Genomic DNA, 13466 nt, shown 5'->3' on the forward strand with positions numbered 1-13466 from the left:
CCGCCTGCGCGAAGGGCCGGCCTGCGCGGTCAGGCCCGGACGACGGTGCGCAGTTCCAGCGCGGCCCGGAGCCAGGAGGCCGCGGCCTTGGCGGCCGAGCCGATGGCCAGGCCCCAGGCGGCGCCGAGGATGCCGCCGATGGCGTAGCCGGTGAGCAGGGCGATCACCGACACCGCGGAGAAGATCAGCTGGATGGGCAGGGTGGCACGAGGAGTGAGGACCCGCAGCAGCAGCAGCGCGCACGTGCCCAGGGCTATGAAGGCGTACTGGCTGCCGGTGGCCGTGAGGATGCCGGAGACGGAGTCCCAGGTGTCGCCGAGGAGTTCGCGGCCGACGCTGTCGGGCAGCACGGTGAGCACCAGCGCCCAGCAGACCGCGAAGGCGGCGAGGCCCCCGCCGGCGCCCAACGCGGCGCGCGCCTGGTGGTGCGCGCCCGGCTTGCGGTTCAGCAGCGGCGGGCCGAAGGCGGTGACCGAGTTGAGCAGCACATTGAGCGGTCCGAAGAGCGTGCTGGCCCCCCGCAGGGCGCCGACCGCGAGCGGGTTGGCGAGCAACCCGAGGCCGACGATGGCCAGTTGGGAGCCGGCGTTGCCGACCCCGAACTCCACGACGAAGCGGCGCCCCAGATGGCGGTGGCCGAGCAGCCGGGTGGGGCGCACGCCCCGCACGCCCCGCGTGCGCCAGGCGAGCACCCCGCCGCACAGCAGCAGCGCCGGCAGCGCCGAAAGGCCCCAGAGCAGCAGGAGTTGTCCCGGGCCCGTGCCGTGGGACTGGGCGGCCAGGACCGGCACCACGACGGCCAGCCGCAGCACGTCGCCGGCCAGCGCGAGGTGGGGAAGCAGGAGGAGGGAGCAGGCGTAGCGCAGCGCGTCCTGGGTGAGGACGATGGGCAGCACCAGGCCGACGGAGGTGAAGCCGGCCGCCGTCTCACCCGGCAGGGCGAACGTGACCAGCGCGAGCGGGGCGCCGAGCGCGACCGCGCCGACGAGGGTGAAGGCGGCGGCCTCGCGGCAGTGCCGGTGCAGGGTGAGGTCGGCGCCCTTGCGGAGCACCAGCGGCTGCCCGACGTAGGCGCCGGTGGCGCCGAGCAGCAGCGCGATGACCGTGTAGACCACGGCGAAGGAGGCGAAGTCGTCGGCCGTCGACTGGCGGGCGACAAAGATCACCACGACGATGTTGGTGAGCGCGGAGACGCCCTGGTCGGCGACGGCCGCCAGCGAGGTGAGGGACGTTCGGGGGGCGGGTGTCGCGGCCGATGGCGTGTTCGCGCCGGTTTCTCTGGTCACTGTCTGTTTTCTCTTGGCACTTTCTGGTGTGTTCTCCGGGCACCGCGTGGCCACGCCACTCCGGCCGGCGGCGGGGCGCGGCGGGCGTGCGCTACCGGGAGGAGCCGTCCTCCAGGTCGGCGGGGTCGAGGACGCGCAGGCCCATGGTCTCCGAGTTGGGGTCGCGGTGGTGGTCGGGCGCGGTGGCCCGGTGGGAGCCGGCGGGCCGTTCGGACCTCGGCTGGTGGGCTGGGGGCGGCGGATCGGGGGAGGCGCCGGTGGCCTGGCCGCGTGGGTCGTCGGAGCCGTTGCCCCACGAGTGGAGCACGGCGCCGAGCAGCAACCCGCCGGCGCCGACGACCAGTTCGCGGACCCGGGCGAGGTCCTCGCGGCGCACCTCGCTCGGGTCGCAGACGACCAGCACGCCGTCGACGCGGTCGGTGAGCGCGATGGCGTCGGCGTAGGAGAGGACGGGCGGGGCGAGGACCACGACGACGGCGCCCTTGGCCTCGGCGTGGCCGATGAGTTCGGTGGCGGCGCGCGAGGTGAGGGCGCGCGGCACATTGCGCACGCGCCGCCCGGGGACCAGGTCGAAGATGCCGGACTCGCCGGCGTCGATGGGGACGCGCAGCCCGGCCGGCCAGCCGCCGCCGTCCAGCCGCGCGGGGGTGCGTGCCCAGCCGGGGCGGACGCCGTCGGCGTGCCGGAGTTGGTTGATCAGCGTGGGGGTACGCAGATCGGCCTCGACCAGCAGCGCGTCCATCCCCATCTCGGCGAACGCGGCGGTGATGTTGACGGCGGCGGCGAGCGGCGTCTCGATGCCACCGCGCGGGGCGAGCACCAGCAGCCGGCGGCGCCCGGCGAACGCCTCGTCGTAGGCGAGGCGGAAGGCGATGGAGCGGTACTCCTCGGCGAGGCGGCCCTCGGCGAGGAGTTGCTCGGGGTCGCCGCGCCCGGCGCGCGGCAGGACGCCGAGGACGGGGGCGCGCAGCGCGCGGGTGACATCGCCGGCGGAGCGCACGGTGGGGTCGAAGACCAGCCGCACCCAGGCGGCGAGCAGGCCGAGGCCGATGCCGACGACATAGCCGAGGCCGAGCAGCAGCGGCAGCCCCGGGCCGGCCGGGCTGCCGGGCGGGGTGGCCTCGGTGATGACCCGGCCGCCGCTGGTGTCCAGGGCGCGCGCGGCGGAGATGTCGGAGTTGAGCTCGGAGATCCGGCCGACCACCTGGGAGAGGTCGGCGACGGCCAGGTCGTAGGCGGAGCCGCCCTCGACCAGGGTCTCCAACTCGGCCTGGAGCTGGTCGCGTCGCTCCAGCAGGGGTTCGCGCTGGCCCTCCAGGGATGCGACGTTCCGCGCGATGGTGTCGTCGGCGTCGGCCTGCCGGTTGGCGAGGTAGGCGGCGACGAAGGCGTTGGCGCGCTGGGCGGCGACCTCGGGGTCGCTCGCCGAGTAGGCGAAGCGCAGCACCTCGGTGTTGGGCGGGTTGGTGACCTGGAGACCGCGCTTGAGGCGGCCGAGGCTCTCGGAGGTGTTGAGCGCCTGGGCGGCGCGCTCGGCGACGATGTCGCTGACGGCGGTGCGGCGTTCGGACCCCATGGCGACCCGGTCCATGGAGGTGGCGGTGAACGGGTCGGCGGTGGGCGTGCGGACGGTGACCTCGCTGGTCGCGACGTAGCTCTCGTTGGCGGTCAGGCCGAGCCAGGCGCCGCCGGCCAGGCCGATGAGGATGCCGCAGATGATCAGCGTGCGGTAGCGCAGCAGCTGGCGGAACTGGTCGCGCAGCAGGTCGGGTTCGTCGTGCGGCTGGTGCTGGTGACCGCCGGCGCGCGGCTCCTGGCCGCCGCCGGCGCTCACGCGGGCGCTCCCTCGGGCGGCGCGGCGCGGCGCGCGGCGCGCACGGGCGCCGGCTCGGTGGCGAGGGCCTCGTCCAGCAGCGCGGAGAGCCGCCCCAGGCCGGCCGCGCGGGAGAGGTGGCTGGCGGCGTAGGCGGCGCCGCGCGCGCCCAGCGCGTCGGCCGCCGCCGGGTCGGCGGCCAACGCCCGGGCGGCGGCGACGAGTTCGCCGGGGTCCTCGGGCGGCACGAGCCGGCCGGCGGCGGACCGGCGCAGCTCCTGGGCAGTGCCTCCGTTGCCGGCGACGGAGGCGATCACCGGGCGGGCGGCCACGAAGTAGGAGGTCAGCTTGGAGGGCACGCTCATGTCCAGGACGCTGGCCCGCTGGGTGACGACCAGCGCGTCGGCGGCGGCGAGGATCTCGGGGAACTCGTCGGCCGGGGCCGGGTCCAGCAGCCGGACGTTGGGCAGCGGCGCGGCCAGCCGTTCGAGATGGCCACGGACGCTGCCGTCGCCCATCAGCACCACCAGCAGCTCGGGGGCGATCCTGGCGGCGTCGATCAGCACGTCGAGGCCCTGCTTGAGGCCCATGTTGCCGGAGTGCAGCAGCACCGTCCGGCCCTCGGGCCAGCCCAGGGCGGCCCTGGTCTCCGCGCGCGGGCGCGAAGGGGGGCGCACATGCGACCAGTTGGGGGTGAGCCGGATGCGGTGCGCCGGCACGCCGAGGGCCCGCACGCGCTCCCGGAAGCTCTCGTGGATCACCCCGACCAGGGTGGCGCCGGCCAGCATCCGCCGCTCGACCGAGGAGGCGACCGAGGCCACCCGCCCCCCGCCGCTGATGCCGCTCTGCGCGGCAGCCGCGCCCATCAGATCCTGCACGACGGGCAGGAACGGGACGCCGTAGCGGCGGGCGAGGCGGGCGGCCAGCAACCCGCCGGCCAGGCTCGGCACCTGGGCGACCACCGCGTCGGGGCGCGCGATCCGGGGCGGGGCCAGCAGCCCGTGGCCCAGGATGGTGCCCTCGTAGGCGGCGCGCCGAAGCGCGCTCTGGCGCGCCGGCACATAGTGTCTTCGGCGGTGCACCAGCACGCCGGCGTGATCGTCGACGAGCCGCCAACGCCCCCGGTAGTCGGGGTCGGTGCGCCAGGCCGGGTAGTGCGGAAGGCCGGCGAGGACATGGACCTCCGCGCCCCGCTCGTGCGCCCAGTGCTCGGCGAGCTGGGTGGCGTAGGGGCCGATCCCGGCCTGCTCCGGGGCGAAGTTGGTGGATACCAGCAGCAGACGTTCGCCGCCAGAGCCCGGCGGATTGCGCACGACTGTCCTCCCTCTGGGCCCTCCCCTGGCAGCGGAGAACTCCCCCGGCAGCGGTGGCGCCCAGCCTATCCGCGCCTCATGGGAGAACACTACTGTGCGTCAGGACCCGGACGCGCGGGCCGCGTTGCCCGCCATCCTGGACCATCCCGGGCGGGTCTCGCCATTCCGGTCCGGCCGGCCGACCGTCCGGGTTAGGCTGCGGGACGGGGGACGGACAGGGCGAGTGGTCCGTATACGGGGATCGACAGGGCGAGTTCCGCTTCACGACCGGCCATGGGGGGTTCGGGCGTATGCAGACCGTGGGCTATGCACCGGGGGTCTACGACCTCTTCCATGTGGGGCACCTCAACATCCTTCGCCATGCGCGCGGCCACTGCGACTACCTCGTCGCCGGCGTGGTCTCCGACGAGATGGCGCTCCTGGCCAAGGGCAGGCCGCCGGTGATCCCGCTGGTGGAGCGGCTGGAGATCGTCCGCAGCATCCGCCATGTGGACGCCGCGTTCGTGGAGACCGTGCCCGACAAGCTGGACACCTGGCAACAGGTCAGGTTCGACGTGCTGTTCAAGGGCGACGACTGGCGCGGCACGGCCAAGGGCGAGAAGTTGGAACGCGACTTCGCCGAGGTCGGGGTGCGCGTCGTCTACTTCCCCTACACCGTCCACACCTCAAGCACTCAGCTGCGCGGCGCGCTGGACGCGCTGAGCGCCGACAGCTCGCGGAACCACTTCACGGAGAACGCCGCGCAGAACAGGCCGTAGACCAGGGCGAGGGCGGCGTAGCCGAAGCGGAACGCCCGTTCGTCGCCGAGCAGCAGGAACAGCAGGCAGAGCGCCCCGTAGTCGACCGGCAGCAGCGCCACCGCGCGCAGCCGGGAGACGGGCGCGCCCGGCCCGTCGGGACGCGGCGCGCGGCGCTTGAGCTGGTCGGTCAGCAGACCGCCGAAGAAGATCACCACGGCCGCGAGTTGGAAGCCGAGGGGCAGCAACAGCCAGCCGTCGCCCGGGAGTTCGAAGAAACGGTAGAAGGAGATCAGCACCACGCCGTGCAGCGCGGTGATCTTGGCGCAGTCCACCACATGGTCGAGCCACTCGCCCGCCGGGCTGGACACGCCCCGCAGCCTGGCCAGTTGGCCGTCGGCCGAGTCCAGCGCGAAGCCCAGGAAGAGCCCGGCCCAGACCGCGACGCCCAACGGCCAGGACGGCGCGCACAGCGCCACGGCCGCCAGCGCGGCGCCGCTGCACAGCGCGCTGAGCAACGTGACGTGGTCGGGTGTGAGGCCGAGCCGGTAGGCCGCCGCCGCCAACCGCCGGCCGACCGGCCGGTTGACATAACGGGAGTAGAGGGACACCCCCTTGGCGGACTTCTGCGCCGCACGCAGCCGCTCCAGCGCCGTCCGGTAACCCATGGCCCGCCCCGTCCCCACCATGGGTGGCATCCTTCCACGGCGTTCCACGGCCCGTCGCCCGCGCATCCGCTGCTCCGGCGGACCCGTCACACGGATACGATGCGTGGGCCGGAGCGAAAAACGACGGGGAGGGCCCAGAATGCGGCTGCGCGCACGACTGACGACGACCACGACGGGGCTGTTGGTGGCCCTGGCGACGGTCACGTCCCTGTCGGGCTGCATGACGGTGCGCGGCGAGACCGCCGTGGTACCGGCGGCCACCGAGACGGAGGCCGAACAAGCCCTGGAACGCTACTTCGAGGTCCGCAACGAGGCTCGAAGGACCTATGACGCCGAGCTGAACGCCACGGTGGAGACGGGCGCCCTGGCCGACATCAACGGCGCCGTGCTGATCGCCCAGGGGGCCGTCAACGAGGAGGCGGCGGCCGAGGAGGAGGCCAGCGAGGACGGGGCGGCGCAGGAGGAGGCCGCCGAGGACGACTTCACCCCGATCGAGTACGAGAACCCGCGCTTCCACATTCCGCAGCAGGCCGGCTGGCCCAAGTTCTTCATGGTGGACGCGGAGATCGTGGACAACGAGACCCACTGGCTGCTCACCTTCACCCGGCACAGCGTCGACGAGCCCTGGAACGTCCGCTATGTGTCGGCGCTTGAGCCGTCCGCCATCCCGGAGTTCGCGACGGACGACGACGGCTATCTCCAGGAGTTGCAGGTGGCCAGCGAGTCCACCGGGCTCTCCGTGGCGCCCGGCGAGCTGGGCACCGCCTACACCGAGTATCTGAACACCGGCAACGGCCCGTTCCTCGGCGGCCGTTACACCACGGACGTGGTGGCGGCCCGGGAGGCGGCCAACGAGAGCCCGGCGTCGCAGACGCAGTTCTCGGACACCACGACCTCGGAGGACGAGTACCCCACGGTCGCGGTGCGCACCGAGGACGGCGGCGCGCTGGTGCTGTTCGCCCTGCGGATGGACGACAAGCAGACCTGGGCCGAGGGCGAGACGCCGGTGGTGGACCCGATGGTGAAGCCGCTGATGCAGGGAACGGCCGACCGCGCGGTCACGCTCCAGCGGTACGCCAACTTCACCGCCTATGTGCCCGAGGGCGAGGACCCGGTGGACCTGCGAGCCCGGCATATGGGCGTGTTCAACGCGCTGGGCGAGTAACCGGGGCGAGCGACCGAGGCGAGCGACCGACGCGAGCAACGGTCAGGTCCCGGACGGGATATGGCCGAGGGCGGTGCCCCCACGGGGTGCCGCCCTCGTCGTGTGTCGGCGGGCGGGTGCGCCTGCCGGCGTTCGCCAACGGGCCGGCGTTCGTCAGCCGGCGGGCCAGGCGGGCTCGCGGTGGCTGGCGCAGGCGTCGGTGAGGGTTTCGAGCAGCGCCAGCGGGTCGGGCAGCGGGTGCTCCGGGCCGCGCAGCCAGCGCACGCCCTCCGCGCCGTCCTCGCTCAGCCTGGAGGGCGGCAGCAGCACATAGCTGCCCCGGCAGTGCCAGCGCAGCCCGGGGTGCTCGTCCATCGTCTCGGGGTGGCAGTCCAGCTCGCAGGGCCACCACTCGTCCTCGTCGTCGGGGGTGCCCCGGGTGGCGGTGAAGAAGAGCATCCGGTCGGGGTCGACCACGGCCACGGGGCCCACCTCGACGCCGTCGGCGGCCAAACGTTCCAGCGCGGCCTGACCGGCGGGTACCGGTACGTCCAGCACATCGTGGATCCGCCCGGTCGCGGTGACGAAGTTCGCCTCCGGGGCGGCCCGCAGCCAGCGCAGCACCTGCTCACGTTCGGTGGTCGCCTCGTTGTTCCAGGTGAGCGAGACGGGGTGGCGCGCCGGCGTCGGACAGCCGATCCGCGCACAGGAACAGCCGAACCCCTCGGGGTGCGCGGCCGGGGCGACCGGCAGCCCGGCCTCGGCGACGGCGAGCAGTGACTCCTCACGCAGCAGCGCGGCAGCGGCCCCATCGCCGGCACCTCGTCCTCCACGACGCATCCAGCGGGGAATTCTGCTCTCGCGTGCCATCAGGTGCCTACCGCCTCACTTCCGTCCCGTGTGCACACCAGCGCTCGGGGGCCCGGTCTTATTCCACCGGGTTGGCGCTCATCCTGCCCTGTCACGTCCCGGGATGGGTAATCGGGGGAACCCTGGTGATCGCGCCCCGGGACTGGGCACACTGTGCACACCGCATCCGCGCGCCGCCCCTTACACCCTCAAGGAGCCTCGGTGTATACAGCTCGTCGCTATCTGATGTGCCCGCCGGAGCACTTCCGTGTCACGTATTCGATCAATCCGTGGATGGATCTGACCAAGCCTGTCGATTCTCGGCTGGCCCTGGCGCAGTGGAGCGATCTGCGCGACCTCTATCGTTCGCTCGGCCACACGGTGGCGGAGCTGGAGCCGCGCCCCGAGCTGCCGGATCTGGTCTTCGCCGCCAACGGCGCGCTGGTGCTGGACGGCCGGGTGCTGGGCGCGCGTTTCGCCCACCCCGAGCGGTTCGGCGAGGCCAGGGTGCACGAGGAGTGGCATCTCGCGCACGGCCACGGAGAGTTTCAACGCGCTCAACACACCAACGAGGGGGAGGGCGACTTCACGGTGACGGCCAGCTGGGTGCTGGCCGGACACGGCTTCCGCAGCAGCCCGCAGGCGCACCAGGAGGCCCAGGAGTTCTTCGGCCGTCCGGTCATCGGGCTCGACCTGGTCGACCCGAGGTTCTACCACCTCGACACGGCCCTGTGTGTGCTGGACGACCAGCGCGACGACGCCGTCATGTACTACCCGGAGGCGTTCTCGCCCGGCAGCCGAGCGGTGTTGGCGCGGCTCTTCCCCGACGCGATCCTCGCCCGCGAGGCGGACGCCCTGGCCCTCGGCCTCAACGCGGTCTCGGACGGCCACCACGTGGTGGTGCCGCAGGCCGCCCAGGGCCTCTTCACGACCCTGCGCACCCGTGGCTACGAGCCGATCCCGATCGACCTCAGCGAACTGCTGAAGGGCGGCGGGAGCGTCAAATGTTGCACGGCTGAGCTACGTTGACCGCGCGGGGGGCCGGACCGTGCCGGCCCCCCGCCCGGCGGCTCGCCTAGCTCGCCTAGGGGTAGGGGAAGGCGTCGCCCCAGGCGGTGTCGCGGGCCTGACGGTAGGCCGTGGCGCCCCGGCGTCGGGTGATCACCTCGTCCGCCAGGGTGCCGTCCGGGTGGCAGAGGTCCAGCAGGACCTGGCCCTTGCGGAGGCGGGGGCGGCGGACCACCCGGGGGGCAGGCGGGGCCGGCGCCGGCGGGTCCCTGAACGCCGCGACATAGCTGAACTTCTCATCCTCGTAGGGCAGTTGCCCACCCTTGACCCGGCGGTGGAGCGCCGAGCGGCTGACCCGGGCGGCGAAGTGGCACCAGTCGTCGCCCACCGCGATCGGGCAGCCGGCGCCGTGCGGGCAGGGCGCCAGCACGGTGAGCCCGGCGGCGAGCAGCTGGTCCCTGGCGGCCCTGATGCGCAGATACCCGTCCGGGGTGCCGGGCTCGACGAGCACCACGGCCCGGCCGGCGGCGGCCACCGCCTCGACGGTGGCCGTCCGCTCGGGTTCGGGCAGTTCGCCCAGCACATAGGAGACGGTGACCAGCTCGGCGGCCGGCAGGGCGGCGCCGATCCGGTGTTGCCGCCAGTCCGCGCCGCGCAGCGGCGGCGGGGCGCCGGCCGCGCCGGCCAGCTCGCGGCCGAGGTCGAGCGCTGGCCCCGCCCGGTCCAGGACCTGGGTGGGCCGCTCCCCCGGCCAGACGCCGGCGGCGGCCCAGGCGGCGGCGCCGGTGCCGCCGCCGAGGTCGAGATGGCCGCTCGGTGCCCAGTCGGGCAGCCGGGCGGCCAGCTCGGCCAGGGCCGACGAGACCGCCTCGAAGGTGGCCGGCATCCGGTAGGCGGCGTAGGCAGCCGCGTCGGCGCGGTCCCTGAGCTCGGGGGCCGGCCCCGGCGTCGTGCCTCGGTAGCCGGCCATCAGCCGCTCGACCGCGCCCGCCGCCCGGCTGGGCGGCAGGCCGTCGAGCAGCCCGTCGAGAGCGGCGCGCAACTGTTGGGACGTGCTGGTCACCCGGGAAGTGTAGGCCCGGTGGGTGAGCGCCTCGGCCGGCAGAGCGCGACGTAGCAGCCGATGGCGGCCAGCACGAAGGAGACCTGCACCACGGCCATCGGGACGGCCGTCTCCTCGCCGGCGACGCCCACCAGCGGGGAGGCGATGGCGCCGACGAAGAACTGCGAGGCGCCGAGCAGCGCCGAGGCGGCGCCGGCCGCGTGGGGTGTGCGGTCGAGCCCCTCGGAGTTGGCGTTGGGCAGCACCAGCGGCATCGCGCCCATCAGGCAGAACAGGCCGATGGAGATCGCCAGCAGGCTCGCCTCGCCGAAGAGTCCGCTGGTCATGACGAGCAGCGCGACGGCGGAGAGGAACACGAGGACGAGACCGACGGACATGATCCGGTGCACGGGCACCCGGCCGACCAGGATCTTGCCGTTGACCTGGCTCATCAGCACAAGCGAGATGGAGTTGGCCATGAACAGCATGCTGTAGGTCTGCGGCGAGGCGCCGTAGATCTCCTGGACCACGAAGGGCGAGGCGGCGACGTAGGCGAACAGCGCGGCGAAGACCAGGCTGCCGACGAGCAGATGGCCGACGAAGACGCGGTCCCTGAAGAGCCCGCCCATGGCGCGCAGCGCCGCCGGCACTCCCCCGCTGTGGCGTCGCTCCGGCGGCAGCGTCTCGGGCAGCCAGCGGAGCACCACCAGGATCAGCACAAGACCGGTGCCGGAGAGCACGAGGAAGATCCCGCGCCAGTCGGTGAACCGCATCAACTGCCCGCCGAAGACCGGCGCGAGGATGGGCGCCACGCCGGAGACCAGCATCAGGGTGGAGAAGAACCTGGCCATCGCGACGCCCGAGTAGAGGTCGCGGACCACGGCGCGGGCGATCACCACACCGGCCGAGCCGGCCAGCCCCTGGAGGAACCTGAACACCGTCAGCGATTCGACGTTGGGCGCGAAGGCGCAGGCCAGGGAGGCGATGACATAGCAGCTCATGCCGCCGATCAGCGGCCAGCGACGACCGAGTTGGTCGCTCATCGGGCCGACCACCAGCTGCCCGAGGCCGAGGCCCAACAGGCAGGCGGTGAGGGTGAGTTGAACGGTGGCCGCGCCGGTGCCCAGCGCGTTGCCGACCTCCGGCAGGGCCGGCAGGTACATGTCGATGGAGAGCGGGGGGAGGGCGGAGAGGCTGCCGAGGATGAGGACGATCAGCAGTCCGGCGCGCCGGCGCCTGGAGAGTTGGGGAGCGGGCTGCGGGGTGGTGAGAGCGGCGGTGGATATCCCGGGAGTGATCCCGGTGGATATCTCGGAAGCGTTGGGTGGGCGAACGTCGGGACCTGGTACGGCCGTTGGGGTCTGGCCGAGCTGAGTCATGCACCTCTCCGGGAATCGTTAGGACGATCCAATCATCCCATGACCCGCTCCTCACGCCTCTGGGTTTAGCCCGTCCGATGACCGCCACGGGCGGGCCGCCGTGGCCGGTCCTGGAGACCGTCCCGGCCGGCGTTCGCGCTGGCCAGCGGGCCACCGTGGCGTGGGGGCCGGGCGGGCGCGGCGGCATCGGACGCCCCCGCGGCGCCCGCTTCGGCCGCGGATCGGGCGGCGTGATCCGTGTCTCATCCGACGCCCGACTGGTTTAGCGAACGGAGCCCGTCCACCGACGGTGGCCGGTCGCCGGGCCGGCCGCCGGGCCGGTCGGGACAGCCAGTCGGCCGGGCAGAACGGTCAGTTGGCCGGACGGAACGGTCGGAGATGATCAGAACGCGATCGGGAGCCGCGCCCTGGTGATCGCAATCCGCTGGCCCGGCAGGGCTCAGCCGACGCTGGTCACCGTGACGGTGACGCCCAACGGACCGCCGGGGGCCTCGTCGCCCACCGCCGCCGTCACCGCGCGCCGTACCGCGCGGGTCACCTCAAGCGCCCGATGGCCCCGGCGCACCGCGACCGCCACCCGGATCCCGAAGCCGCCGCCGGGCAGCGCGGTGACCCGCACCCCGCCCGAGGAGCGCCCGCCCACCGGCCGCTGCCCGCCACGCAGCAACCCGCCGATGCCGGAGGCCGGAAACGCCACCCCCGGCACCCGGCGCACCGCCGACGCCACCACCTCGCGCAACCGGGCCTCCGTCTCCCCGCCGCTCACCGCGCCACCTCCCGAACGGTGCCCGAGCCCGCCGCGCGCCGCGGCCGTCCTTCCCACCCGTTCCGGGTCACCGCAACCTCCTGTCGCCACGCGGCGGTTCGTCCGTGAGATCCAGCACATGCACATCGATGGTGCGAACATCCAGGCCAAGTTCCTCGTCCGCGGCCACGGCCAGCCGGCGGCGGATCGCCTCGGCCAGCACCGGCACCGACCAGGACAGCGCCGCCACCACCTCGATCCGCACCGCGACCGGCCCACGCGGCGGACCCTCACCCACCGGCACCCGGCTGATCGGCGCGATCCGACAGCTGCCGGCCCGCACCCCGTCCAACTCCTCGACGGCGGAACGGAACACCCGGGAGACGGCCGCCTCCACGATCCAGGCGTCCTCGTTGGGCTCGCCGAGCGGCAGCGTCCGGCCCGGACGCAGCTCCAGACGGACGATCTCCATCACGCGGGCGGTCACCCGCGACGCCAGGCCGGGCGCCTCGGGCACCCGGTCCTCCTCGGCGCGGCTGCGCGCCACCAACTCGCCGAGCGAACGCAGCTCCGCCAGCGCGGCACCGCAGTAGGGGCAGCCCACCACATGGGGGTCCCGCGTGGCACGGCCCTCGTCCCACGCCTCCCACAACTCGACCAGCGAACGCCCGCAGGCCAACAGTTCCTCGTCATCGGCGGGCACGGCGGATGGCCAGAGCTCCGCCTCGTGCGGCAGTCCCTCCGGACCGCCCCGCCCCTCAGGACCGCCCTGACCGTCCAGGCCGTCCTGACCGCCCCGGTCGTCGTCCCGACGCCGTCGCGGCGCGTCGCCCTCGTCCTCGCCCCAGGCGCCGTCTCCGTCTAGCGCCATGCTTCCATCGCCTCCATCAGGTAACGCCTGGCTCTGAAGAGCCGGCCCCGGACGGCTTGTCGGGTGATGCCGACCGCTTCGGCTATCTCGTCGTAGGACAGCCCGTGGAACTCGCGCAGCACCCAGCAGGCACGCTGCTCCGGCGACAGCCCGGTGAGCGCCTCACGCAGCGCCCGCACCGCCACCAGGTTCTCCACCGTGCGTTCCGGAGATGCCTGCGCGGCCGGTGCGGCCGGTTCGGGCACCGCCTCAAGCTGCGCGACCGGCCGTCGGGAGCGCAGCAGATTGAGACAGCGATTGGTGACGATGCGGTACATCCAGCTCCGGAAGGACGAGTCCCCACGGAACTCAGGCAGCCGCCGCCACGCGCTGACCAGCGCGTCCTGCACGGCGTCCTCGGCGTCGGCCGAACCGCCCAACAGGTGTCCCGCCAGCCGCAGGAGCGGCGGACCGTGCCGTCGCACCAACACCTCGAACGCGGCCTCGTCACCCTCGGCGGCACGCACCGCCAACAGCGCGTCATCGGCCTCAACCGCCACCCATGGCTCCTTTGTGGTCCACGATGACCCTTATCGTCTCTCAGTCGATTCTCAGTCGTCTTCGGTGGTCAT

General features: G+C 73.6%; 13 protein-coding genes. 3 read left to right on the plus strand and 10 right to left on the minus strand.

What is annotated here, in order from left to right:
- Positions 1-29: 29 nt before the first annotated feature.
- The 3 genes from K4G22_RS06210 to K4G22_RS06220 all read right to left on the minus strand — a co-directional run bounded on the left by K4G22_RS06210 (position 30) and on the right by K4G22_RS06220 (position 4412).
- Positions 30-1286, minus strand: a complete 1257-nt coding sequence (locus K4G22_RS06210; RefSeq protein WP_228078697.1) for an MATE family efflux transporter — start codon at positions 1284-1286, stop codon at positions 30-32.
- A 91-nt stretch (positions 1287-1377) separates the two neighbouring features.
- Positions 1378-3120 carry a lipopolysaccharide biosynthesis protein gene (locus K4G22_RS06215; RefSeq protein ID WP_228078699.1) on the minus strand — a complete coding sequence of 581 codons (1743 nt, stop codon included), beginning with the start codon at positions 3118-3120 and terminating at the stop codon, positions 1378-1380.
- On the minus strand, positions 3117-4412 hold the full coding sequence (locus K4G22_RS06220; RefSeq protein WP_228078701.1) for a glycosyltransferase: 1296 nt from the start codon (positions 4410-4412) through the stop codon (positions 3117-3119). Before K4G22_RS06220 ends, K4G22_RS06215 begins: the two co-directional genes overlap by 4 nt.
- A gap of 290 nt (positions 4413-4702) precedes the next feature.
- Here K4G22_RS06220 and K4G22_RS06225 point away from each other — a divergent pair, with 290 nt between their 5' ends.
- Positions 4703-5170, plus strand: a complete 468-nt coding sequence (locus K4G22_RS06225) for an FAD synthase family protein (RefSeq protein ID WP_228078703.1) — start codon at positions 4703-4705, stop codon at positions 5168-5170.
- Here the strand turns inward: K4G22_RS06225 and K4G22_RS06230 are convergent.
- On the minus strand, positions 5086-5838 hold the full coding sequence (locus tag K4G22_RS06230) for a CDP-alcohol phosphatidyltransferase family protein (RefSeq protein ID WP_228078706.1): 753 nt from the start codon (positions 5836-5838) through the stop codon (positions 5086-5088). The genes K4G22_RS06225 and K4G22_RS06230 overlap by 85 nt on opposite strands.
- A gap of 118 nt (positions 5839-5956) precedes the next feature.
- Between K4G22_RS06230 and K4G22_RS06235 the strand changes: the two genes are divergently transcribed.
- Entirely contained in the window at positions 5957-6982 is a 1026-nt protein-coding gene (locus K4G22_RS06235; RefSeq protein ID WP_228078708.1) for an SCO2278 family lipoprotein, read from the plus strand.
- A gap of 153 nt (positions 6983-7135) precedes the next feature.
- Here K4G22_RS06235 and K4G22_RS06240 read toward each other — a convergent pair whose 3' ends face one another.
- Complete coding sequence (locus K4G22_RS06240; protein WP_228078709.1) at positions 7136-7831, minus strand: bifunctional DNA primase/polymerase; 696 nt, start codon at positions 7829-7831, stop codon at positions 7136-7138.
- Between the two features lie 225 nt (positions 7832-8056).
- On the opposite strand from K4G22_RS06240, the gene ddaH reads away from it, so the two are divergent.
- The gene (ddaH, locus tag K4G22_RS06245) at positions 8057-8839 is read left to right on the plus strand and encodes a dimethylargininase (RefSeq protein ID WP_228083973.1); all 783 of its coding nucleotides are present in this window, start codon (positions 8057-8059) and stop codon (positions 8837-8839) included.
- Positions 8840-8894: 55 nt separating this feature from the next.
- Here ddaH and K4G22_RS06250 read toward each other — a convergent pair whose 3' ends face one another.
- The 5 genes from K4G22_RS06250 to K4G22_RS06270 form a co-directional block, all read right to left on the minus strand.
- Positions 8895-9881, minus strand: a complete 987-nt coding sequence (locus K4G22_RS06250; protein WP_228078712.1) for a small ribosomal subunit Rsm22 family protein — start codon at positions 9879-9881, stop codon at positions 8895-8897.
- Entirely contained in the window at positions 9878-11239 is a 1362-nt protein-coding gene (locus tag K4G22_RS06255) for a Bcr/CflA family multidrug efflux MFS transporter (protein WP_228078714.1), read from the minus strand. The genes K4G22_RS06250 and K4G22_RS06255 overlap by 4 nt, the downstream gene beginning before the upstream one ends.
- A gap of 439 nt (positions 11240-11678) precedes the next feature.
- Positions 11679-12005, minus strand: coding sequence for an Asp23/Gls24 family envelope stress response protein (locus K4G22_RS06260; RefSeq protein WP_228078716.1), 327 nt, complete (start codon positions 12003-12005; stop codon positions 11679-11681).
- 67 nt (positions 12006-12072) lie between these two features.
- Positions 12073-12855, minus strand: coding sequence for an Asp23/Gls24 family envelope stress response protein (locus K4G22_RS06265; RefSeq protein WP_228078717.1), 783 nt, complete (start codon positions 12853-12855; stop codon positions 12073-12075).
- Complete coding sequence (locus K4G22_RS06270) at positions 12846-13394, minus strand: RNA polymerase sigma factor (RefSeq protein WP_228078719.1); 549 nt, start codon at positions 13392-13394, stop codon at positions 12846-12848. Before K4G22_RS06270 ends, K4G22_RS06265 begins: the two co-directional genes overlap by 10 nt.
- Positions 13395-13466 lie beyond the last annotated feature (72 nt).

This window comes from Streptomyces profundus, from assembly GCF_020740535.1.
Lineage (GTDB): Bacteria > Actinomycetota > Actinomycetes > Streptomycetales > Streptomycetaceae > Streptomyces > Streptomyces profundus.

Excerpts from the sequence above, each read along its gene's own strand:
- K4G22_RS06235 (WP_228078708.1), top strand. The coding sequence starts at position 5,957 with ATGCGGCTGCGCGCACGACTGACGACGACCACGACGGGGCTGTTGGTG.
- K4G22_RS06230 (WP_228078706.1), bottom strand. The coding sequence starts at position 5,838 with ATGGTGGGGACGGGGCGGGCCATGGGTTACCGGACGGCGCTGGAGCGG.
- K4G22_RS06240 (WP_228078709.1), bottom strand. The coding sequence starts at position 7,831 with ATGGCACGCGAGAGCAGAATTCCCCGCTGGATGCGTCGTGGAGGACGA.
- K4G22_RS06225 (WP_228078703.1), top strand. The coding sequence starts at position 4,703 with ATGCAGACCGTGGGCTATGCACCGGGGGTCTACGACCTCTTCCATGTG.
- K4G22_RS06255 (WP_228078714.1), bottom strand. The coding sequence starts at position 11,239 with ATGACTCAGCTCGGCCAGACCCCAACGGCCGTACCAGGTCCCGACGTT.
- ddaH (WP_228083973.1), top strand. The coding sequence starts at position 8,057 with ATGTGCCCGCCGGAGCACTTCCGTGTCACGTATTCGATCAATCCGTGG.
- K4G22_RS06265 (WP_228078717.1), bottom strand. The coding sequence starts at position 12,855 with ATGGCGCTAGACGGAGACGGCGCCTGGGGCGAGGACGAGGGCGACGCG.